13 protein-coding genes and 2 CRISPR repeat arrays are annotated in these 22,391 nt (G+C 61.0%); of the genes, 8 read left to right on the forward strand and 5 right to left on the reverse strand.

Going from position 1 to position 22,391, the window contains the following annotated elements:
* Positions 1-9: 9 nt before the first annotated feature.
* Entirely contained in the window at positions 10-1,044 is a 1,035-nt protein-coding gene (locus tag Q376_RS22960) for a zinc-binding alcohol dehydrogenase family protein (RefSeq protein WP_245598973.1), read from the reverse strand.
* 181 nt (positions 1,045-1,225) lie between these two features.
* Here Q376_RS22960 and Q376_RS0115440 point away from each other — a divergent pair, with 181 nt between their 5' ends.
* Positions 1,226-2,860 carry a UxaA family hydrolase gene (locus Q376_RS0115440; protein WP_027351069.1) on the forward strand — a complete coding sequence of 545 codons (1,635 nt, stop codon included), beginning with the start codon at positions 1,226-1,228 and terminating at the stop codon, positions 2,858-2,860.
* 183 nt (positions 2,861-3,043) lie between these two features.
* Positions 3,044-3,988, forward strand: coding sequence for a sensor domain-containing diguanylate cyclase (locus tag Q376_RS24095; RefSeq protein ID WP_081803595.1), 945 nt, complete (start codon positions 3,044-3,046; stop codon positions 3,986-3,988).
* Between the two features lie 137 nt (positions 3,989-4,125).
* Positions 4,126-6,073: direct repeats of the CRISPR family, unit length 28 nt; unit sequence TTTCTGAGCTGCCTGTGCGGCAGCGAGC.
* Positions 6,074-6,310: 237 nt separating this feature from the next.
* On the opposite strand, the gene Q376_RS0115450 is transcribed toward Q376_RS24095, so the two are convergent.
* Together Q376_RS0115450 and Q376_RS0115455 are read right to left on the reverse strand one after the other, a co-directional pair.
* The gene (locus Q376_RS0115450) at positions 6,311-6,598 is read right to left on the reverse strand and encodes a type II toxin-antitoxin system RelE family toxin (RefSeq protein WP_027351070.1); all 288 of its coding nucleotides are present in this window, start codon (positions 6,596-6,598) and stop codon (positions 6,311-6,313) included.
* A 3-nt stretch (positions 6,599-6,601) separates the two neighbouring features.
* On the reverse strand, positions 6,602-6,892 hold the full coding sequence (locus tag Q376_RS0115455) for a Phd-YefM (protein WP_043448138.1): 291 nt from the start codon (positions 6,890-6,892) through the stop codon (positions 6,602-6,604).
* A 309-nt stretch (positions 6,893-7,201) separates the two neighbouring features.
* On the opposite strand from Q376_RS0115455, the gene cas1f reads away from it, so the two are divergent.
* Genes cas1f through cas6f form a run of 6 tightly spaced genes read left to right on the forward strand, consistent with a single transcriptional unit; the run spans position 7,202 to position 15,643 of the window.
* Positions 7,202-8,182, forward strand: coding sequence for a type I-F CRISPR-associated endonuclease Cas1f (gene cas1f, locus Q376_RS0115460; protein ID WP_027351072.1), 981 nt, complete (start codon positions 7,202-7,204; stop codon positions 8,180-8,182).
* Positions 8,179-11,601, forward strand: a complete 3,423-nt coding sequence (gene cas3f, locus Q376_RS0115465; RefSeq protein ID WP_027351073.1) for a type I-F CRISPR-associated helicase Cas3f — start codon at positions 8,179-8,181, stop codon at positions 11,599-11,601. The genes cas1f and cas3f overlap by 4 nt, the downstream gene beginning before the upstream one ends.
* A gap of 49 nt (positions 11,602-11,650) precedes the next feature.
* Positions 11,651-13,012, forward strand: coding sequence for a type I-F CRISPR-associated protein Csy1 (gene csy1 / locus Q376_RS0115470; RefSeq protein WP_027351074.1), 1,362 nt, complete (start codon positions 11,651-11,653; stop codon positions 13,010-13,012).
* Positions 13,005-14,021: a type I-F CRISPR-associated protein Csy2 gene (gene csy2 / locus Q376_RS22970; protein WP_043448141.1), complete on the forward strand. Its 1,017-nt coding sequence runs from the start codon at positions 13,005-13,007 to the stop codon at positions 14,019-14,021. The genes csy1 and csy2 overlap by 8 nt, the downstream gene beginning before the upstream one ends.
* Before the next feature lie 22 nt (positions 14,022-14,043).
* Positions 14,044-15,075 carry a type I-F CRISPR-associated protein Csy3 gene (csy3, locus tag Q376_RS0115480; protein WP_027351075.1) on the forward strand — a complete coding sequence of 344 codons (1,032 nt, stop codon included), beginning with the start codon at positions 14,044-14,046 and terminating at the stop codon, positions 15,073-15,075.
* Positions 15,076-15,079: 4 nt separating this feature from the next.
* Positions 15,080-15,643, forward strand: coding sequence for a type I-F CRISPR-associated endoribonuclease Cas6/Csy4 (cas6f, locus tag Q376_RS0115485; RefSeq protein ID WP_027351076.1), 564 nt, complete (start codon positions 15,080-15,082; stop codon positions 15,641-15,643).
* 131 nt (positions 15,644-15,774) lie between these two features.
* Positions 15,775-19,167: direct repeats of the CRISPR family, unit length 28 nt; unit sequence GTTCGCTGCCGCATAGGCAGCTCAGAAA.
* A gap of 65 nt (positions 19,168-19,232) precedes the next feature.
* Here cas6f and Q376_RS0115490 read toward each other — a convergent pair.
* On the reverse strand, positions 19,233-21,374 hold the full coding sequence (locus tag Q376_RS0115490) for a TonB-dependent siderophore receptor (RefSeq protein WP_027351077.1): 2,142 nt from the start codon (positions 21,372-21,374) through the stop codon (positions 19,233-19,235).
* Between the two features lie 440 nt (positions 21,375-21,814).
* Positions 21,815-22,303 (reverse strand): Hsp20 family protein, encoded by a 489-nt coding sequence (locus tag Q376_RS0115495; protein ID WP_027351078.1) that lies wholly within the window; start codon positions 22,301-22,303, stop codon positions 21,815-21,817.
* Positions 22,304-22,391 lie beyond the last annotated feature (88 nt).

Genomic DNA, 22,391 nt, shown 5'->3' on the forward strand with positions numbered 1-22,391 from the left:
ATCCCGGCGTCAGTCATTGACGTGGACCAGGCCCTTGATCACCCCCGTTGCGGGAGCGCACCAGTGCGCCATGACCGCCGGCATCTGTTCGAGCTCGGCACGGTGGGTGATCATTTCCCGTTCGGCGAGCGCTCCTGCCTCCATCAACCGGGTCACGGTATCGAAGTCCTCGCGAGTGGCATTCCGGCTGGCGAGCAGGGTGATCTCGCGTCGATGGAACTCTGGGTCGTGGAAGGTGATGTCGGCCTTGACCAGGCTGACCAGCACGTAGCGGCCGCCGTGGCCGACCAGCGCGAACCCCCGAGCGATGGCATCGGGATTGCCGGTGGCGTCGAACACCACGTCGGCGAGTCCACCATCGGTGAGTGCGGCCACGGCCTCTTCCACCGGGTACTCGCGTGGATCGACGGCCTCGGTCACCCCGAGCTTTTCGCGGCAGAACGCCAAGCGCTGGGAATTGGGGTCGATCACGATGACCCGGGCCCCTCGGGCACGCGCGATCTGGATCACGCCCATTCCGATCGGACCGGCACCGACCACCACCGCTGTTTCTCCTGCGCGCAGACCGCTGCGCCGCACTCCATGGGCGCCGATGGCGAGGCACTCGACCAGCGCCAACTGCTCGGCGTCGAGAAGATCGCTGGGCACCACGTGACGAGCGGGCAGTACCAGGAAATCGCTCATGCCCCCATCGCGATGCACACCGATCACCTTCAATCGTTCACAGCAGTTGGTCTTGCCACGCCGGCTCGCCGGCGAATCCGGGTCATGCAGATAGGGAATCACGTAGCCCTTGCGACCAAGCATGTCCCGATCCCGTGGACTACCCGCGGCGACCACTTCAACCGAGAGCTCGTGGCCCAGCACGCGGGGATAAGTGAAGTAGGGCTGCTGGCCGGCGAAGGCGTGGATGTCGGTGCCGCATATGCCTACCCGTAGCACCTTGACCAGCACTTCGTTGGGGCCGCAGGCGCCCAGCGAGGTGGTGGAGAGCCGGAGTTCGCCGGGGGCGATGCAGCTGAGGATGCGTGTTTGCCCTGTCACGGTCGATCCTCCAAGAGTTGCCATCTCAAGCGTCGATGATGTTCGAGCATCGAAATTTGGACTGTCCAATTAATGGTTGAAACTGGACATTGGTCTACGAAGGGTTGTTAAAGACCGATATCTCGTATTTTATTTCCATATTGGTTGGACCAAAGTATCGAGCGACGAGAGACCTGACGCCATGACACGCACTATCATCACGGATCGTCCACAGCAGGTGACCCTGCGCATTCATCCCGACGACAATGTGCGGGTCGCGCTGCGCGATCTGCCTGAAGGCTATGAAGTCGACGAAGGCGGGATGAGATTGGTAGAGCCGATCGCTCGCAAGCACAAGTTCGCCTTGGTGCCGTTGGCAGTTGGCGAGCAGGTGGTGATGTATGGCGTCACGGTTGGTCGGGCGACACGAGAGATCGCGGCTGGCGAGGCGATCCGGGTCGACAATGTCGAGCATGCCACGCTCGGTGCCGGCGCTGAATCAGGGGCGAGTAGCTGGCAGGGGCCGGACGTATCGCGCTTCGAGGGGCTCACTTTCGATGGCTACCATCGCGCCGATGGTCGGGTCGGTACCGCCAACTTCTGGATCGTGGTGCCCTTGGTCTTCTGCGAAAATCGCAACATAGAGGTATTGCGCCAGTGCGTCGCCGAAGTGCTCGACGACGATCCCTATCGCGACTACAAGCGTATGGCGCGAGAGATGTTGTATGGCGAACAGGCCGCACCGGTTCCGAGCGCTCCGACGGCGCCGCTGTTTCCCAATGTCGACGGCGTACGTTTTCTGACCCACACGCTCGGCTGCGGCGGTACCCGAGAGGACGCCGAGGCGCTTTGCGGGCTGCTGGCGGGCTACATCTGCCACCCGAATGTCGCGGGTGCCACTGTGCTGAGCCTTGGTTGCCAGAATGCCCAGATCGAGCTGCTCAAGGCGGCAATGGCGCAGCGTGACCCCAAAGGGAGCAGGCCCGTGCAGTTCTTCGAACAGCAGCGTATCGGCGATGAGCGCACGCTGATCACGCAAGCGCTGGCGTCGATCTTCGCGGGTCTCGCCGAGGCCAATCGAGTCGAGCGTGCGCCAGCGCCGCTTTCCGAGCTGACCATCGGTGTCGAGTGCGGCGGCTCAGACGGCTTTTCGGGTCTTTCGGCCAACCCCTTGGTCGGGGCGGTCTCCGATCGGGTGGTAGCCCTCGGCGGTAGTGCGGTTCTGGCTGAGTTTCCCGAGCTCTGCGGCGTCGAGCACGAGCTGATCGCACGCTGCGCAAGCGCTGCGGTGGCCGAGCGCTTCAGCGCCCTGATGGCCGCCTACCAAGCGCACGCGGCCAAGGTCGGCGCCGATTTCTCGATGAATCCATCGCCGGGCAATATCCGTGATGGGTTGATTACCGACGCGATGAAATCGGCCGGCGCGGCGAAGAAGGGAGGCGGCAGTCCAGTGGTCGATGTGCTCGACTACACTGAGCCGGTGCGCAAGAAAGGATTGACGCTGCTGTGCACGCCCGGCAATGACGCCGAGTGCACTACCGCGTTGGTAGGTAGCGGCGCCAACCTGGTGCTGTTCACCACCGGATTGGGCACCCCGATGGGCAATCCCATCGCGCCGGTATTGAAGATCGCCAGCAATAGCGAGTTGGTGAAACGGATGGGAGATGTGATCGATTTCGATGCTGGGCGAATCATAGGCGGCGAAGCGGGGATCGACGAGACTGCCGATGCTTTGCTGATGCTATGTATCGAAACCGCCTCTGGTCGCCACCTCGCTCGCGCTGTGTCGCTCGGCCAGCAGGATTTCATCCCATGGAAGCGTGGTGTATCGCTGTGAGCCCGCCAGGCGGCGTGAATCACGCAGGGTGACTTGCATGCTCATGGCGAGTGGCTCGATGCCTCGGCAGCGACGCTCGAACTTCAGCTCGGCAAGGTTGGCACTTTGCACTTATGGAACGATTCTGTAAGAAATAGCCTGCCGGCAGTGGCCGGGCAGGCGGACGCCGATCGGGAGGAAGTGGTGAGAGAATTGCTGGAACGAGCAGCCAATGGAGCCAATCTCCCGTTCCGGGATCTGCATATCATCCTCGACGCCCTGCCAACCCCGCTTTCCTGGGCCACCCTGCCCGGGGGACAGATACGTTTCGTCAACCGCTTCTTCACCAACACCTTCGGCTACGCCGATGGTGAATTCTCGACCGTGGATGACTGGATCGATCGGGCCTATGTGCTCGAAGAAGATCGTCGGCAGGCGCGTGTTCTGTGGAAGGAGCTTTGGGAAGTCGAATCGACGGGAATCGCCGAGGTCGAGCCCTTCGAAGTGCAGGTGCTCTGCGCCGACGGCTCCACACGTACCGTTCAGCACCGTGGCATCCTGCTGCATGAAATCGGCGTAGGGATCGCCACCTTCGAGGACATCTCGGACAGGAAGCTCGCCGAAGACGTACTGCGCCGTATCGCTTTCGAGGACCCCCTGACCGGGCTGCCGAACCGGCGTGTGCTGCAGGAGCGGTGGTCCAAGTCGATGCCCATCTCCGGAGGCCCTGAAGGAATGGCCGCGCTGCTGCTCATCGATCTCGATGGCTTCAAAGGGATCAACGACCGGTTCGGGCACGATGGAGGCGACGAAGTACTGACCGAGGTCGCCCGCCGGCTGTGCGACAGCGTAGGTATCAGCGGCCTCGTATGTCGGCTGGGAGGAGATGAATTCGTGGTACTTCTGCCGCATCTACGGACCCTCGAACAGGTAGAGCAGCTCTGCTGGCGCATCGAGACAGCACTCGCACGGCCCTTCGCACTCGCAGCGCGCCCCATCACGCTTGGCGCCAGCATCGGCGCAAGCCTCTACCCCCAGGACGGACGTGACCTGCACGACCTGCTCAAACGCGCCGACGAAGCGCTCTATCGCCTCAAGACCCTGCGAAAAGGAGGCTGGGGCTGGTTCAAAGTCCCCGCCTCGGCGTAATCAATCGCATCGAGGCCTGACGCCGCGAGATCGAACGCAAGCACCTCGACCCGACTGATCCGGCCCAGCGCCGGATGACTCCTTAGCTGCCGCACGGCAGCGAACGTCTGCATGACACGGTGCCAAACGGCCTCTCCTTTCTGAGCTGCCTGTGCGGCAGCGAGCTCCACTCTTCCCTGTTTTCTCGGTTTCAAACCTTTCTGAGCTGCCTGTGCGGCAGCGAGCAGCGAGAGCCCGGAGATTGGCTCGAATCGCATTTTCTGAGCTGCCTGTGCGGCAGCGAGCGGTAGCGCGGCGCATCAGGCTGCCCTCCTCTTTTTCTGAGCTGCCTGTGCGGCAGCGAGCCTCAAGTGCGGGTTTCGGCCCTGCTCGTTGAATTTCTGAGCTGCCTGTGCGGCAGCGAGCCGGCCAGGGGTGATTGATGACCGATATCGTTTTTTCTGAGCTGCCTGTGCGGCAGCGAGCGTCTCGCAGCTGCTGCGCATAGTTCTCGAGGTTTTCTGAGCTGCCTGTGCGGCAGCGAGCAGCCAAGCTCAATCCTGGCCTGCACTCAGAATTTTCTGAGCTGCCTGTGCGGCAGCGAGCTCTGTGCCACGGATGATGGCAACACGCGTGTCTTTCTGAGCTGCCTGTGCGGCAGCGAGCGCCGGATGATGTTCTGCGGTTCTGCACTGGCATTTCTGAGCTGCCTGTGCGGCAGCGAGCACATAGGACATGGTAGGCCGTGACGTGGCGCATTTCTGAGCTGCCTGTGCGGCAGCGAGCAAGATATTCGAGGCAGCCGGCCCTGGGGGCAATTTCTGAGCTGCCTGTGCGGCAGCGAGCATTTTCCGCGTCAAGTAATCAATCCATCGCCTTTTCTGAGCTGCCTGTGCGGCAGCGAGCCTCAAGTGCGGGTTTCGGCCCTGCTCGTTGAATTTCTGAGCTGCCTGTGCGGCAGCGAGCTGAGCGGCACTCGCCTGAGCGGCGCTTAGACTTTTCTGAGCTGCCTGTGCGGCAGCGAGCGTTGTGTCACAGTCTCGCTAAACGTTCGGGTTTTTCTGAGCTGCCTGTGCGGCAGCGAGCGTATCCGTTCCCGGATTGTTCCCAGTCGACCCTTTCTGAGCTGCCTGTGCGGCAGCGAGCAGACCATGCTGCGTTAAAATCCAATTGATCGATTTCTGAGCTGCCTGTGCGGCAGCGAGCAACTTCTCGGCCGGGTAGTAGGGCAGGGCCATTTTCTGAGCTGCCTGTGCGGCAGCGAGCACCCGAAGCGGATGCTCATGTGGCGCGCCCGATTTCTGAGCTGCCTGTGCGGCAGCGAGCCCGGAAGCGCTCATTGACCTCGTGTTCCGGCATTTCTGAGCTGCCTGTGCGGCAGCGAGCGTTAGCCTTTCGCCGATGAGCTGGTACATGTATTTCTGAGCTGCCTGTGCGGCAGCGAGCTGCGCAAGATGATCCAGGCATTCGGGCGTTTTTTTCTGAGCTGCCTGTGCGGCAGCGAGCCAACGGCTACGGCAATGTGTCGTTCGAGTTCTTTTCTGAGCTGCCTGTGCGGCAGCGAGCGGAAAGCGGCTGCGCTGCCGACTGAAAGGTAATTTCTGAGCTGCCTGTGCGGCAGCGAGCGAAGGCGGCAGGGGGTCCTGCTGCACTCGGTATTTCTGAGCTGCCTGTGCGGCAGCGAGCGTCGTGCGGTTTCCGGCACCGGGGCTGGACGATTTCTGAGCTGCCTGTGCGGCAGCGAGCCGCTCGCTGCGCCAGGTGGTTAAGGGCCGGCTTTTCTGAGCTGCCTGTGCGGCAGCGAGCGCTTCCTCGATCACGTCCTCGACGTTGGTGTCTTTCTGAGCTGCCTGTGCGGCAGCGAGCCGGTCTCGACGATGTGCTCTTCTTCGATTAGATTTCTGAGCTGCCTGTGCGGCAGCGAGCTCATTGGCCTTGCTCGCCTCGATCATTCGCTTTTTCTGAGCTGCCTGTGCGGCAGCGAGCGATCAGCTGGTTCTTGGCTTTGTTCACCATCTTTTCTGAGCTGCCTGTGCGGCAGCGAGCGAGATTTCCTTCTCCAGCGTTCGCTTCGAGATTTTCTGAGCTGCCTGTGCGGCAGCGAGCTAGCGCATAATTCATATAATCGATTGATTCATATACATTATGCGAACAAATCCCCGATATCACCCTTTTTGACCGAAGATCCGTAACACATTGTTTTATAATATTTTCCTGAAGCCTAACAAAAAGAGGGTCGCTGGACCTGTGAAACAGGGGGCAAGCTGATCATCGTCGCGTTCGATCGGGACCCCACCACGACCCCAGGCGTATTGAGCCATGGGCCAAAGCGCCTGCGGTTGCCTATACGCGCCTCTCGGCTAATGCATAAACCTCCTCTTCACGCCTCGCTCCAACCGCGATGATCAATACCTGGACGGCTTCTCCATTAATCCGATAGATGATCCTGGTGCTGCCGGTTCTGATGCGGCGGCAGCCGGCGAGCAGCCCGCGGAGGGGTTTACCCAGCTTGTCCGGCTCTCCATCCCTGATGCGCTCTTCGATGACATCGAGAATCCGGTTGGCTGATGAAGGCCCCAAGCGATCGAGGTCTTCAGCCACATCCGGATGATAGAGCACCTCCCAAGCCATGCCTCAATCGTCCTTGGCGAATCGAGCACGCATTTCCTCATGAGTCATCGCTTGATCCTCATGGAAATTCGCCAGACGTTCTCTTGCAACTGACTCCACCCTAAGGTTCTCCAGCTCGTCCAGCATCTCTTGATAGGCTTGGACGTTGACGATGACAGCAGCGGGCTGATTGTCTTTGAACACCACCAGCCGCTCGGTACGGCGAGAAGATATTTCCTTGAGCCGTGCACTGAAGCCCCTGGCCATCGCTGTGGCGGAGACGGCATGCTCTGCTCGATCCAGTAGTCCGGTCATGTTTATCCTCACAATGAATCATATGATTTTGCGCTTTATTATATGACTTTTCGTGCAATTTTCCATGTTCCGCAATGTGACCGACACCTCGGCGCATCACTCATACCTCCTCTTGATCGAATCTCCTTGACGACCAGGCCGCTACAGTGGTGAGGCCTGGAGAGAGCATATCCACGGCAGCAACTATGCCTCGCGATGCTATAGGTAGAGCGAATTGACCTGAGCGTGCCCATAGGGACGTTTCGATGGATAAGGAAGTCTGATAAAAGTATACAAACTGACACATACCCCATCTGTTCCGAGGCGCGCATGGACGATATCGCTGCCAGTGATTTGAAAACGATCCTGCACTCCAAGCGCGCCAATCTCTATTACCTCCAGCATTGCCGAATACTGGTCAACGGTGGGCGAGTCGAGTACGTCACCGACGAGGGTAACCGGTCGAAGTACTGGAATATTCCGATTGCCAATACCACCTCCCTGCTGCTTGGCACTGGCACATCGATCACCCAGGCGGCGATGCGCGAGCTGGCAAAGGCGGGCGTGCTGGTGGGATTTTGCGGTGGCGGAGGTACGCCGCTGTTCAGCGCCAATGAAGTGGATGTCGAGATCGCTTGGTTCAATCCGCAGAGCGAGTACCGGCCGACCGAGTACCTCCAGCATTGGGTGCGATTCTGGTTCGACGATGCGCTGCGCTTGGAGGCTGCTCGCTGTTTTCAACGCGAACGGCTGCAGCAGGTCCAGCGACTGTGGCTCGAACCTCGTTTCAAGCGCGACAGCGGCTTTGATGTGAGTGCTACAGAGTTGACCTCGGTACTGGACCGCAGCAGAGAGGCTATCGCTCAGGCACCGGATACCACTGCTCTTCTCACCGAAGAAGCGAGGCTGACCAAGCAGCTGTTCAGGCTAGCGGCACAAGCAACGGACTATGGCAAATTCAGCCGCGCCAAGCGCGGTAACGGCACCGACCCCGCCAATCGTTTTCTCGACCATGGCAACTATCTGGCCTATGGGCTGGCGGCCACTGCCACCTGGGTGCTTGGACTACCTCATGGGCTCGCCGTACTGCACGGTAAGACCCGGCGTGGTGGTCTGGTGTTCGATGTTGCTGACCTGATCAAGGATGCGGTGATTCTGCCACAGGCGTTCATCTGCGCCGAGCGTGGCGACGAAGAGCAGGAATTTCGCCAGGCCTGTATCGAGCGGCTGACACGGGTAGAGGCACTGGATGCAATGATCGATACGCTGAAGAAAGTGGCGCAGCAGCTGGCCGCCGAGGCCGTGAGGTGAACGTACTGATCGTCTCGCAGTGTGCCAAGAATGCGCTGAAGGAAACCAGGCGCATCCTCGATCAATTCGCCGAACGACGGGGTGACCGGACCTGGCAGACCCCGATCACTCAGGCTGGGCTGGACACCCTGCGCAAGCTGCTGCGCAGACGAGCACGCAGAAATACCGCAGTGGCGTGCCATTGGATTCGCGGGCGGGATCACAGTGAGCTCTTGTGGATCGTCGGTGACGCTTCACGCTTCAATAGCTGCGGCGCGGTACCGACCAATACCACGCAGCGAAATATCCTACGAAGCAATGACGAAAACGACTGGCACAGCGGCGAGGACATCAAGCTGCTGGCTCAGATGGCGGCGCTGCTGCACGACCTGGGCAAGGCCAGCGAGGCGTTCCAGCAACGGCTGCGCCAGCGGGTGCTGGAGAAAAATCTCTATCGCCACGAATGGGTATCTCTGCGCCTGTTCCTCGCCTTCGTCGGCACGGACGACGACCCCACCTGGCTGCACCGCCTGGCCGAACCCAGCGCGCAGGACGATGCCAGTTGGCTGGCCCAGGGCCGCTACCTGCGCGATGGGCTGGATGCCGAGGCCCCACCGCCTTTCAAGAATCTGCCGCCACTAGCAGCTGCCATTGCTTGGCTGGTGCTGACCCACCACCGCCTGCCGGTGATGCCGGTATACGAGGTCAGCACTGGCCAGCAAGGTTGGCTGGGCAGGAGGTCGCCGACCTTCAATCCAGCCCAATTGCCCGATCTGCTCGACAAAATCGGCCACGACTGGAACGAACTGCGCCAGAGCGCCGTCGAAACCGATATCGCGGCCTATTGGCAGTTCACCCACGACCTGCCAGTGCTGCTGCCCAAATGGCGAACCCAGGCGGCCAAGCTGGCCACCCGCCTGCAAGCGCTGTACGCCAAGGCCGGCAAGGGCGACTGGCTGAACAACCCCTACGTCATGCACCTGGCACGCCTGAGCCTGATGCTTGCCGACCATCACTACTCCAGCCTGCCGGCGAGTTCCGCCGAGCGCGTGCGTGGCGACGGCCCGGAGGCGCTGTATGCCAATACCGACAAGGACGGCAGCCTGAAGCAGCCGCTGGACGAACACTTGCTCGGCGTCGCCCGCCTGGCCGGCAGCATAAGCCACGGCCTGTCCGGTTTTGAGCACCATCTGCCGCGCCTGGCGCGTCATCGGGGTCTGAAGAAACGCAGCAACAGCGAGCGTTTCCGCTGGCAGGATAAGGCCGCCGATGCCGCCGGTGCCTTGCGAGAGCAGGCCGCCGGGCAAGGCGCCTTCATCGTCAACATGGCCTCCACCGGCCGCGGCAAGACCCTGGCCAATGCCCGTGTCCTGTACAACCTGGCCGATCCGCAGCACGGCCTGCGCGCCACCTTCGCCCTGGGCCTACGTACCCTGACCCTGCAAACCGGGCGCAGCTACCGTGAAGACCTGCACCTGGGCGAGGACGAACTAGCGATCCGCGTCGGCGGCAGCGCCAGCCGAGCACTCTTTGAGTATCACCAGGCCCAGGCCGAAAACAGCGGCTCGGCGTCGATCCAGCAATTGCTCGAAGAAGACAGCCATGTGCTCTACGAAGGTCAGCCCGTCGATCATCCGCTGCTGGCCAGAGCGATGCACGAAGAACGCATCCGATCCCTGCTCTCTGCTCCTATGCTGGCCTGCACCATCGACCACCTGATGCCGGCTACCGAGGCTCAGCGCGCCGGGCGGCAGATCGCCCCTATGCTTCGGCTGATGAGCAGCGATCTGGTTCTCGATGAGCTGGACGACTTCGACCTTGCCGACCTGCCGGCGCTGACCCGCCTGGTGTATTGGGCCGGGCTGCTCGGCAGCCGAGTTCTGCTGTCCTCGGCGACCCTGCCACCGTCCCTGGTGGACGGCATGTTCCAGGCCTACCGCGCCGGCCGCCTGCACTACCAGCGCAATCGCGGTTTCCACGGTGGGCTGGACGGCCCACTGGACGGCCCACTGGACATCCCCTGCCTGTGGCTGGATGAGTTCGGCGTGCAGCGGGCGAGCTGCGCCGAGGCCAAGGGCTTCGCCGACGAGCATGCACGCTTCGTACAGAGCCGGGTACAGGCGCTGACCCGCGCCAACGAACGCGATGGTGCGATGCGCCGCGGCGAGCTGCTACCGCTACGCATCGAGGCGCAGCAGGAGCAGGCGGTGCGTTGCGCCTTCGCCGCCGAAGTGCGCACGGCCATCGTCGAGGCGCACGACCGCCATGCCGAATCATGCCCGCACAGCGGCAAGCGGGTCAGCTTCGGCCTGGTGCGTATGGCCAATATCGAGCCGCTGTTCGAGGTCGCTCAGGAACTGCTGCACCTGGGCGCGCCGGAAGACCACCGCATCCACCTGTGCGTCTACCACGCACGCTTTCCGCTGCTGTTGCGTTCGGCCATCGAGCAGCGCCTCGACACCAGCCTAGACCGGCGCAAGGCCGAGGCCATCTACGACCAAGCGGAAATACGCTATGCCATCGACGCGACGCCCGAGCACAACCATCTGTTCGTGGTGCTCGGCTCGCCGGTCACCGAGGTGGGCCGCGACCATGACTACGACTGGGCGGTAGTCGAGCCTTCGTCGATGCGCTCACTGATCCAGCTCGCCGGACGCGTGCAACGGCACCGCAACCAGCCCTGCCGGACGCCGAACATCCTGATCTTCGATACCAACCTACGCCACTTTTCCCCGGCCAGGGGACGCGACGGCCAGCCACTGGCGGCCTTTGTGCGGCCTGGTTTCGAGGATGAGCGCGGCCTGGCCGATGCACCCTTCCGCCTCACCAGCCACCGCCTGGGCAAACTGCTGCACCCGGACGAATACCGCACTATCGGCGCCACCCCGCGCATCCAGCCGCGTCCAGCACGGGACTGGCAACCCAAGCGCAGCCTGGTCGACCTGGAACATGCCCGCCTGGCCGAGCGGATGCTGCCCAAGCCCCGAGCCACGACATCAACCACATCGCGCTTCGCCAAGCCTGACGGTTTCGATCTCGATGCTGCCTGCGCCTGGCAATTCCCCCGCGCCTCCCTGACCTGGGTTCTGCCACAGCAGCAGCCGTTCCGCGACGATCCGGGCCACGAGACCGAATTGGTGCTGCTCCCCGACGAAGACCAGGAGCGGCTGCTGATCCACCGTATCCATGAGCAGGCCCAGCGCGGCAAGCCAGCGATCTACACCGCCGCCGAAAGCCTGGTGGAACACCTGCGCTTGACGTTCGGCCCTAGGATCGGCCCCTGGGGCCAGGACGACCTGCTGGAACTGCTGACCGAACAGGTTGAAGCGCAGCGCCTGCCGCTGGAGCTATGCGCCCAGCGCTTTACCACGGTCAGCGTGCCGGACAGTACGCAGGGCTGGCGCTATCACCCGTTGCTGGGGTTTGCGAAGAAGAAATGAAACCAGGGATAGAAAAAGGGTTTCTCGATGACACGAACAGGAGCCGCTCATGCCAGATGCTGAAGAACGAACACAACGCTTCCGCCAAACCATCGCTAACTTCATCAATGAACGGCGCGATGCCAAGCTCAAGGGCTTGAACGTAGAAGTCGTCGCCCTGGCAGCGGACAAATACGACTATCACGCTTGGCTGGCCGATGCCGCGCGGCGGGTGGCACAGATCCAGGCGGTCACCCATGTGCTCAAGGCCACCCATCCCGATGCCCGTGGCAGCAGTCTGTATATCGACCCGCAGGCATTGCCATCACGTAGCGAAATCGGCAGTCATCAACTAGGCCAGAATTACGAAACGGATATCGTCGGCAACGCCGCCGCCCTGGATGTCTACAAATTCCTCAAGCTGGATGTCGAGGGCCGGCGCCTGCTCGACTGGCTGGAGGCCGATGACGGCGACCTGCTCGCCGCTCTGCACGAAGACCCGGGCATCGCCAGCCAATGGGCCGCCGCCTTCAAGGGGCTGACCCGCCCCGCCGATACCCTGGCCTCCCACGGCCTGGCCAAGCAGGTCTACTGGAGCGTTTCCGGCGAACCCGCCGACGACAGCGGCTACCACCTGCTGCAACCGCTGTTCTCTAGCAGCCTGGCCCATGCCGTGCATCAGGAGATCAACGACGCCCGCTTCGGCGAGGCCAGCAAGGAAGCCCGCCAGGCCAAGGGCGGCAAGAAGCCCCATGAAGGTGTCTACCGCGACTACCGCAACCTGGTGGTGCGCAAGCTAGGCGGTACCAAGCCGCAAAACATCAGCCAGTTGAACAGCGAGCGCGGCGGGCTCAACTACCTGCTGCCCTCGCTGCCACCGCGATGGAACCAGGACCGCCCCCGGCAGTTCCTGGTCATCGACTCGGCGCTGGAACGCTTTCGTCGCTACGAAGGCGTCAACGAACTGCTGGAAGCCTTGCTGGCCCTGCTGACCAGTAATCCCAAGCCGACCCTGGATACCCGCGTCAAACGCGAACGTATCGAACGTGCCCTGGGCCTGTCGCTGGCCGCCTTCGGCCTGGCCAGCCGGCAACTGTTCCAACCGGGCTGGAGCCGCGATGCGGACTGCCGCCTGCCACTGTGCGAGAGAATCTGGCTCGACCCTGAGCGCAGCGAATTGCCAGTCCGCGAAGAAGAGGGCCCCAGGCAGGATGATGAAACCTTCATCGCCGCCTTCGAGTGGAAGGACTGGCCGGACGAAGTGGCCCACCGCTTCGGCAACTGGCTCAACACCATCCTGCTTCAACACGAGCTGCCGGTGGGCGATGCCGAGCACGCGCACTGGGCCCGCCAGGCGCTGATCGACGCCGAGTGGCCCGCCCCCATGCAGCGCCGCGCACGGCCCACGGACCAGGAGGTGGCGCATGGCTGAGTGCCCGCACTTCGAACACCTACTAGTACTGCCACGCTTGCGAGTACAGAACGCCAACGCCATTTCCAGCCCGCTGACCCACGGATTCCCTTCGATCACCGCCTTCCTCGGCCTGATGTGGGCGCTGGAACGCAAGACCCGGACGAGCGGACTGGACCTGCAGTTCAATGCCGTTGGCGTGATCGCCCACCAGCACCAGGAGCAGATCACAGATAGCGGCTTCGTCAACACCTTCCGCCTGACCCGTAACCCGCTCATTCAAAGAGATCAAAAGCAGCTGATAGATAAAGACGGAAAGACCTCAACTCCTGCGATCGTCGAAGAAGGGCGTATCCATCTGGAGCTTAGCCTGGTCTTCGCCGTGCGCAGTCAAGCGCTAGAGGAAGAACAGAGTGCCCCAGGCATCGTCATACAGGTGCGCGAGCAGCTCGGGCAGATGCGTCTTGCCGGCGGCAGCCTGGTCGAGTCCTCGGCGCCGCGCAGACGGCAGCTCCCCTATGTGGTGCGCCTGACCGGCGATACAGAGGGCCGGCAAAGGCTGTTCGACCAGCTCAAGCTGCGCCTGCTGCCGGGGTTTGCCCTGGTGGAACGGCCGGACCTACTCGAACAGCGCCACCAGGAATTGCTCGCAAGGCAACCCGAGACCTCACGGCTGGATGCCTGGCTGTCCCTGGCGCGGATCAACTGGCACTGGGAGACCGCAAAGGACGAAGGCAAAGGCGAATGGCAACACGACCGCCAAGACCTCGGCTGGATCGTGCCCATCCCTCTAGGCTACGGCGCCCTGAGCGAACTGCAGGACGCCGGCAGCGTGATCAATTCCCGCGACAGCCAGACCCCGTTCCGTTTCGTCGAGAGCCTCTATGGCATCGGCCAGTGGCTCAGCCCACACCGCCTGCACAACCCGCAACAACTGCTCTGGTATGCCGACAGCCAGCCCGATGACGGCTTGTATCGCTGCCGCAACGACTACAAGCCAACGCCGGTACTTGAATTCGACTTCGACTGACTCGCTTAAAAGGAATTTCATCATGTCCAAAGACCTCAAGACCGCTTCCGTTCTAGCCTTCGAACGCAAGCTAGACCCGTCTGATGCCCTGCTCTCCTCTGGGGACTGGGGCCAGCGCGACGACGCCACGCGCTGGAGCCCAGTGGCCATCCGCGAGAAGTCCGTGCGTGGCACCATCTCCAACCGCCTCAAGACCAAGGACCAGGATCCGACCAAGCTGGACGCCGCCATCGAGAACCCCAATCCTCAGACCGTCGACGTCGCCGCCCTGCCGGCTGACGCCGACACGCTCAAGGTCCACTTTACCCTGCGCGTACTGGCCGGGACTGGCCAGCCTTCAGCCTGCAACGACAGCGACTACCGGCAGAAACTGCTCGACACGGTAAAGAGCTACGTGGATGCCAATGGCTTTGCCGAACTGGCCCGGCGCTATGCTCATAACCTGGCCAACGGACGCTTCCTGTGGCGCAACCGCATCGGCGCCGAGCAGATAGAAGTGCGCATCGTCCATCTAGTCGACGGACAAGCGCAGAACGAATGGCGCTTCGACGCCTTCTCCCTGTCGCTGCGCGGCTTCGATACGTCAGCCGATGGCCAGTTGGCCGCTGACTTAGCACAACTGGCCACGCTGATCGCCGAGGGGCTAGCGGGAAAACGCCATGTGCTGCTGCAGGTCACTGGCTTCGTCCGGGCTGGTGCCGGGCAGGAAGTCTTTCCCTCCCAGGAACTGATCCTCAATCGTGGCCGAGGCGACAAGAGCAAGACCCTCTATCAGGTAGATGACGTCGCCGGCATCCACTCACAAAAGATCGGCAACGCCCTGCGCAGCATCGACACTTGGTATCCGGAAGCCTCCCTAAACGGCCCGATCGCGGTGGAGCCCTATGGCTCGGTTACCACCCAGGGCAAGGCCTACCGCCAACCCAAGCAAAAGCAGGACTTCTATTCCCTGCTGGATGCCTGGGTGCTGAAGGACAAGGTTCCCGAACTCGACCAGCAACACTTCGTGATCGCCACGCTGATTCGTGGTGGCGTGTTCGGTGAGGCGGGGTGATGCGATGAACCGCTATCTCGATATTCGCCTTAGGCCAGATCCCGAATTCAGTGCCGCCCTATTGATGGGCGCACTGTACGGCAAATTGCATCGCACGCTGTTCGATCTGCATTCCGCCGATATTGGCGTGAGTTTTCCCAAGCACGGACTCAAGCCGAGAACGATCGGTGATGTACTCCGCCTTCACGGCAACACCGAGTCGCTGCAAAGGATGATGGCGCGGAACTGGCTGAACGGTATGCGCGACCACGCCATCATCGGTGAGATGCTCCCGGTACCCGAGGCGGTGCAATATAGAATCGTGTCCCGGCGTCAATTCAAGACCAATGTAGAAAGGCTACGTCGACGCCGTGCCAAGCGGCATGGCGAAACCCTCGAGCAAGCCCGCGCGCAAATCCCCGATAGTGTCGAGAGGACAGTGCAGCTCCCGTTCATTCAACTCAACAGCCGAAGTACCGCCCAGCGGTTCTGCCTATTCATCGAACATGGCGAGTTGCGTCATACAGCGGCTGAAGGAACATTCAACCAATATGGCTTGAGCAACAATGCCACCGTACCCTGGTTTTGACCCTCTTTTTCGGCGCTCACATAGATTTTAGAAAAATCAAAGAGTTACGGCGCCATTGCTGAAAAATGGGCAAGGGGCCGTCGTGGTGTTTTTTCTTCTTAAAATCAGACGGTTATAGGATTTATCGTCTAGTTCGCTGCCGCATAGGCAGCTCAGAAAACCACCGGCGCCGAAATCTCGGCGTTCGTTCCGTTCGCTGCCGCATAGGCAGCTCAGAAAAACCGCGCAGTCGATCCGGTCGAGATCGTCAAGTTCGCTGCCGCATAGGCAGCTCAGAAAATCCGAAGAGGATATGCGACGACGCGCTGGACGTTCGCTGCCGCATAGGCAGCTCAGAAAATCGACTATTTCATTGAGGCTGAGTCACGCCCGTTCGCTGCCGCATAGGCAGCTCAGAAAAACACGTGACCTCTACGGAGACTGAAAACTTCGTTCGCTGCCGCATAGGCAGCTCAGAAAATCATCATCCTCTAGCCACTTCGCATGCCGATGTTCGCTGCCGCATAGGCAGCTCAGAAATCAACGGTGACTGCGAACATCTCGGTGCTTTCGTTCGCTGCCGCATAGGCAGCTCAGAAAAGCGAGCTCAACCAGAGCAAAGCGGCTATCGGGTTCGCTGCCGCATAGGCAGCTCAGAAAATCTCATGCCCTCGGTGCGTTTCGATGAGTCCGTTCGCTGCCGCATAGGCAGCTCAGAAAAATGACGTCGGATTCATTGCCCGGCGCAGGCCGTTCGCTGCCGCATAGGCAGCTCAGAAAATCTGCAGGATCATGAACATTTCCCGTGTATCGTTCGCTGCCGCATAGGCAGCTCAGAAATGTCGCAGATAGTTGTTGTAGGTCTGGGTGCCGTTCGCTGCCGCATAGGCAGCTCAGAAAAAGAAGTACGAGCAGGAGGTGTCAGGTGCAAGGTTCGCTGCCGCATAGGCAGCTCAGAAACGTATATGCGCGAGGTATCGCATGAATATCAGGTTCGCTGCCGCATAGGCAGCTCAGAAATAGCGAGGGCCGCTGGCTCAAGGCTATAGGAGTGTTCGCTGCCGCATAGGCAGCTCAGAAATTCGTCAAGCCACGACCGACGTGCTGCCCGAGGTTCGCTGCCGCATAGGCAGCTCAGAAAAGTGCGTCGGCGAACTTGTCGCGCAGGGCATATGTTCGCTGCCGCATAGGCAGCTCAGAAATTCGGGCACGCGGATCTCCGCAACCCGAGATTTGTTCGCTGCCGCATAGGCAGCTCAGAAATTCCATCGGAACCGGTTGCGGCTGGGCCAGTAGTTCGCTGCCGCATAGGCAGCTCAGAAAGAAGAGCGGGACATCACGCCGCCGCGAGACCCGTTCGCTGCCGCATAGGCAGCTCAGAAAGAGCTGTTTGCCGAGCGCGCACGGCTGGCCGCGTTCGCTGCCGCATAGGCAGCTCAGAAACTCGCGCTAGGGCCATTTGGCGGGGCGACGGGGTTCGCTGCCGCATAGGCAGCTCAGAAAAACGCAAGATCAAAGCCGCTCTTGGAACACGTGTTCGCTGCCGCATAGGCAGCTCAGAAATTCATGCGCCGATTCAACAATGTGCTGTTTGAGTTCGCTGCCGCATAGGCAGCTCAGAAATGTCTGGTATGGCTCTGTGTCACGGCTGGGGAGTTCGCTGCCGCATAGGCAGCTCAGAAAATCACCATGCCAAATAAGATGCCGAGCATGACGTTCGCTGCCGCATAGGCAGCTCAGAAAGTTTGCAGTCACTACTCCGGAGCCGTCGATTGGTTCGCTGCCGCATAGGCAGCTCAGAAACCGCTGTCCGAACCATGCCTCCATCTGCTTCTGTTCGCTGCCGCATAGGCAGCTCAGAAATGCACAATTGAGCCGACCAAAATACTCTCTGAGTTCGCTGCCGCATAGGCAGCTCAGAAAAGGAGGAGCGACTCGTCCGACAATCGAAAAGCGTTCGCTGCCGCATAGGCAGCTCAGAAATGGCTGGCCTACGTGCTGCGCAAGGCGGGCTAGTTCGCTGCCGCATAGGCAGCTCAGAAACATTCGCGAGGCGCGCTGCATCTCACGCTGATGTTCGCTGCCGCATAGGCAGCTCAGAAATTGCGCCGCGAAATCGAGCTCGGCGAGCGTGCGTTCGCTGCCGCATAGGCAGCTCAGAAATATCGGCAGTACGTGATGAGCGACCTATCGGCGTTCGCTGCCGCATAGGCAGCTCAGAAATTGAAGGGGCGAAGGTCACTTTCGCTCATCTGGTTCGCTGCCGCATAGGCAGCTCAGAAAATCGATCAATTTGAACAGATGATCGCCATGGCGTTCGCTGCCGCATAGGCAGCTCAGAAACAGCAGCTGCAGCAGCAATCCGCCGACCTCGAGTTCGCTGCCGCATAGGCAGCTCAGAAAAAAGTCCCCTACCCTCGATCGAATCCCCGAGCGTTCGCTGCCGCATAGGCAGCTCAGAAAGAAGACTGGCGTGATGCGTATCTGAAGGTGTGCGTTCGCTGCCGCATAGGCAGCTCAGAAATCACGTTAGCGGGATATTAAAGCAGCCGGACGGTTCGCTGCCGCATAGGCAGCTCAGAAAAGCCGAAGCGCGCACGTCGCGGCGAGCCTGCTGTTCGCTGCCGCATAGGCAGCTCAGAAAATCGACGCTCCATCCGCCTTGGGTGCAGCATCGTTCGCTGCCGCATAGGCAGCTCAGAAATGCGGGCCCTGTGGTTACAGGTCGAGATGGTCGTTCGCTGCCGCATAGGCAGCTCAGAAATCATCCTGGCGGAGGTAGCGGAACTCGAGTCCGTTCGCTGCCGCATAGGCAGCTCAGAAAACCTACTGCATACAGCCGGCCCTGCACGCTACGTTCGCTGCCGCATAGGCAGCTCAGAAAGCCGGGCTTTCGCACGAGACTCAGCACCGGAGGTTCGCTGCCGCATAGGCAGCTCAGAAAGAGCTCCGATCCAGGCTAGCTGCCGCCGAAGCGTTCGCTGCCGCATAGGCAGCTCAGAAAAGAGGAGAGCCCAGCGGCGCTGTCCAGATATGGTTCGCTGCCGCATAGGCAGCTCAGAAAAGTGCAACCGCCCATGACTACTATGGCGCGGCGTTCGCTGCCGCATAGGCAGCTCAGAAAACCAAGCGATCGACGGCCTCGACCCATGCGGCGTTCGCTGCCGCATAGGCAGCTCAGAAAACGCAACTCCCGCTCTATAGGGCGCCATATCTGTTCGCTGCCGCACAGGCAGCTCAGAAAAGTCTGTCTTCGGAGCCGATACGAGCCGCGCCGTTCGCTGCCGCACAGGCCGCTCAGAAAAACTCGGCGCCCATCATCATCGCGACGAGGGCGTTCGCTGCCGCATAGGCAGCTCAGAAATATCGCTGGCGATACCAACATGTTGGCTGCGATGTTCGCTGCCGCACAGGCAGCTCAGAAAATGACGATAGAGCGCCCTAGAGCGCCTTACGAGCTCGCTGCTGCACAGGCTGCTCAGAAAAACAAGCACCGCCAGGACCTGGCGCAGCACAGGCTCGCTGCCGCCCAGGCAGCCTAGAAACTACCTCGGCACTTGTCCGTTTTCGCCCACCCATAGTCGATATGGATGGGCGGTGGGTGGCCTGGCTACCAGAGGTATCTCAGTGTCGTTCGTACGGCGCGTGAGTCGCCGTAGAAGGCGGCGTTGCTGTAGTCGTTGACGTAGGAGATGTATTCGCGGTCGAACAGGTTGGTGGCGTTGAGCGATAGCTCCAGGTTCTGGTTGATCCGGTAGTTGATCAGGGCGTCTACGAGCGTGTGGGAGCCGGTTTTGCCGGTGTTGGCGTCATCGACATAGGAGGAGCTGACGAAGCGTGTGCCCAGTCCTAGGGTCAGGTCTCCGCGTGAGGCGTCTCCGGGTATGGTGTAGTCCGCCCATAGTGAAGCCAGATGCTTGGGCACCAGTCCTGGTCGGTTGCCTTCGTTACCCGTCAGTCCGTCCTTTTTGATCTCCGAGTCCCAGTATGAGTAGGAGGCGATCAGATTGAGTCGATCGCTCATCGCTATCTTGCTTTCGAGCTCTATGCCGCGGACGTTCACTTCTCCGGTCTGGCGGTAGAGGTTGGTGTCCACGGTCGTGGTCACGTTGGTCTGGGTCAGGTCGAACAGCGCCAGCGTGAACATCGCGTCCGTGTTCTCGGGGCGGTATTTCATGCCGACTTCGTACTGGGTGCCTTCCTGGGGTTCGGGGCTGCCTTCGATCAAGTTGCGGCTGGTCGGCGGCTGGAACGATTCGGAGTAATTGGCGTAGACAGAGAGGTCGTTGCGCACCCGGTAGGTCAGTCCCGCGCGCTTGGTGAAGGCATAGTCGTTGGCGCTGTAGGCATCCGCGCCGGTGTAGACGTCATCGTATCGGCCACCCAGGGTGAGGATCCAGCGGTCGGCGAAGGTCAGCTCTTCCTGTAGATAGAAACCCCGGGCGATCTGCTTCTGGCTCCAAGTGCTGCCGCTATCAAGGCTGACGCAGGCCCGGCCGCAGTAGTTCGGATCATAGATGTCGATGCCGGCGGCGGTGCCGTTGAACTGGCGTTCATTCACATCGTCATTGAAATAGTCGAAGCCCGCCAGGGTACGGCTGCCGACTCCGGCGACCTGGGTGTCGTACTGCAGCTGGTTGTCGATGGTGAACAGGTTACGTTCGCCGTGGACGGCGAAGGCCGTGCGCTCTTCGGATGGATCTGCCGCGCCGGGATAGACCGTTTCGTAGAGCAGGTCCAGGTTGGTATAGCGCGTATTCTGGCGGAAGGTCAGTCCGTTGCCGAAGCTGTGCTCGAACTGGTAGCCGATGTTGCGCTCGATGGTATCCATCTTGTCGAAATCGGGTTCGCCCAGGAAGGTTTCTGGGTCGATACCCGAGCCGTAGGGGATACTGCGGGAGGTGTTGCCCTTACGCTTGTTGTAGCCCGCCAGCAGCGTTAGCGAGGTCGCATCGCTCGGCCGCCAGGTGAGTGCGGGCGCGAAGTAAAAGCGGTCATCGCGGGCATGATCGACGCCATTGTCCCCGTCCTGCCATTTGGTGGTGATACGGTAGGTCCATTCCCTGTTGGCGTCGATCGGGCCGCCGAAATCGGTGCCGGTCTCGGTGTGGCCGTCGCCCAGTGTGGTATAGACCTCGCCGAACTTCTGCTCCTGAGGGCGCTTGGTGATCGTATTGACGATGCCGCCCGGGGAGTTCAGGCCGAACAGGGTCGACGTGGAGCCCTTCAGGACCTCGACCCGCTGCAAACCATAGGGCTCGACACGGCTGCTGGTGAAGTTTGCCGTACGTACCGAAAGGCCATCGCGATAGGTGCCGAGCGATGTTTGACTGAAGCCTCGGATGCGGTAGAAGTCATAGCGATCATCGGAGCCATATTCATCGACCGAGACGCTGGAGGTATAGGCCAGTATCTCCTGCAGGTTCTGTACGCTGCGTTTTCTCATTTCCGGCTCGGTGATCACCGAGACTGCGGCGGAAAGATCGAGCAGCGGCGTATCGGTTTTACTGCCCGTCGCGGTACTGTCCGCGACGATGGTGCGATCAGGCCCCACGGCGCTTTGCCGGGCCGCCTCGACCGTGAGGGTGTCCAGTGTTTCGCTCGAGCCTGCGACTTGCGCCAGTGCGTGGCTGGACAAGAAGATGGCAGCACTCGATGAGCAAAGGGCGATCCAGTGATGAGGTCTTTTTGAGCGGTCTTTTAGACGATTTTTGTTATTTGGCTGAGATGACCCCTTGGGTGGGTGGTTCATTGCCGAAATAATCCCCGTTATATCGTGAGCCTGTATCGTTGTATTCCGTGTGAGTCCCGCCCGAGGTTTCTAGCATGGGAGTTAGTGAATATCAATGATTATGAGATATATTATCATTTATTCTAATGAGCAGGTCGGGATCGGCCCTTGAAACGGGCAATTATTAGGGAATCCTTTGGATATTCATGAGATTGGACGTTCGGACATCGCCCGTGGGCGAGCGCTAGCCACGGCGCGGGCAGCAGCCTTTGTCGCAGGCCGAGGCCGCAGTGCGGAAGATGGTGACGCCCGCGCGCCGCATTGGCCATGAGCAGCTCGGCTTTGCATTCCCGGCCGCTGGTCATTGAACGACGAAGCCCCCGCCGTTGCCGGCGAGGGCTTCGCTTTCTTCCACCACTACTTGATCACCGCACGTCTGCGTTCATGCGAGCCGAATGGGCTCAGGCGACGGAGGCGGCGCTGGTTTCACGCTGGGCTTCGCCCTGGTGCTCGAGGCTCTGCGAAGTGCGCCCGTTGATCGCGATCTGACGCGGACGCTGGGCTTCGGGCACGATGCGAAGCAGATCGACCTTGAGCAGGCCGTTCTCGAACCGCGCACCCTGCACTTCGATCTGCTCGTCGAGGCGGAAGGAGAGTCTGAACGAGCGCTGGGCGATACCCTGGTGCAGGTAGTTGACCTGGCTCGCTTCTTCCTTCTGCTCTTTGGCGCCGCTGATGGTCAGCAGGCGGTTCTCGACGTTGACCTCGAGCTCGCTTTCGTCGAAGCCGGAGGCGGCGACCACGATGCGATAGTCGTTGTCACCGTGCTTTTCGACGTTGTAGGGCGGATAGCTCGGTGCGTCGCTTTTCATCGCGGTCTCGAACAGGTCGTTGAGACGATCGAAGCCGATCGAGCGACGGAACAGCGGAGAGAGTGAAAGCGTATTCATGGTGCAAACCTCCTGATTTCAGCGAAGTCATGGAATCGCACGAACCCGCTTGGCGGCGTTCGTGGTCTCGGGAATAACTTCTTCCGTT

It is taken from the genome of Halotalea alkalilenta DSM 17697 (genome assembly GCF_000621205.1).
In the GTDB taxonomy this organism is placed as follows: Bacteria; Pseudomonadota; Gammaproteobacteria; order Pseudomonadales; family Halomonadaceae; genus Halotalea; species Halotalea alkalilenta.